The 1,064-nt window shown below is 65.4% G+C and carries 1 pseudogene; it reads left to right on the top strand.

Annotated features, from left to right (window positions below):
- Positions 1 to 79: 79 nt before the first annotated feature.
- Positions 80 to 1,064: pseudogene (locus LI94_RS21260) on the top strand (IS3 family transposase); the annotation flags it as partial.

Genomic DNA, 1,064 nt, shown 5'->3' with positions numbered 1-1,064 from the left:
TGAGGTGAGCCCCTCGTAGTGGTCCAGTCGTTGTGGGACTCTGATGCCCGATTTTCGGGCAGGAAGAATCGACGACGACATGGCATCAAAGAGGCGCCGGCGGCATACGCCGGATCAGATCATTCGCAAGCTCACCGAGGGCAACAAGCTCCTCGGCGCTGGCCAGGAGCTCTCCGAGGTGTGCCGGCACCTGGAGATCACCGAGTCGACCTGGCATCGCTGGGTGGCCCAGTACGGCGGCATGAAGGCCAGCGACGCCAAACGCCTCAAGGAACTCGAGGCCGAGAACGCCCGGCTGAAGAAGCTGGTGGCCAACCAGGCGCTCGACATCGACATGCTCAAGGAGATCTCGGAGGGAAACTTCTAACCCCGAACCGCAAGCGCAGCGCCGTGGCGATGCTGCGCGACCGGTTCGGGGTCTCCGAGCGGCGAGCTTGCACGGTGGTGGGTATCCATCGCTCCACGATGCGCCTGACGCCGTCACCGATCAGCGATGCCGAAGACGAGCTGCGGGCCTGGCTGCGGAAGTTCTCCACCGACCGGCCGCGCTGGGGATGGCGACGAGCGGCGATCGCCGCCCGCAAGGCCGGCTGGGTGACCAACAACAAGCGCATCCGCCGGCTGTGGCGCGACGAGGGGCTACGAGTGCCCCAGCGCCGCAGGAAGAAGCGCCTGACCGGTATCGGGGCCGCGGTCGGGGCGATGTGCCCGATCGCACCGAACGTGATCTGGGCGATGGACTTTCAGTTCGACACCACCGCCGATGGGCGCACCATCAAGATGCTCAACGTGATTGACGAGTTCACCCGTGAAGCGTTGGCGGTCCACGTCGATCGCGCCATCAACGCCGACGGCGTCGTCGACGTCCTCGACCGCCTGGCCCTGATGCACGGGGTACCGCACTACGTGCGGTTCGACAACGGACCTGAGTTCATCGCACACGCCGTCAACGACTGGTGCCGGTTCAACGGCACCGGCTCGCTGTTCATCGACCCCGGATCACCCTGGCAGAACGCCTGGATCGAATCGTTCAACGGCCGCCTGCGCGACGAACTGCTCAACTC

The sequence above is a fragment of the Mycobacterium sp. UM_Kg27 genome (genome assembly GCF_000972905.1).
GTDB lineage: Bacteria > Actinomycetota > Actinomycetes > Mycobacteriales > Mycobacteriaceae > Mycobacterium.
The sequence above is the reverse complement of the archived record's forward strand: the minus strand, read 5'-3'. Positions and strand labels throughout refer to the sequence as shown.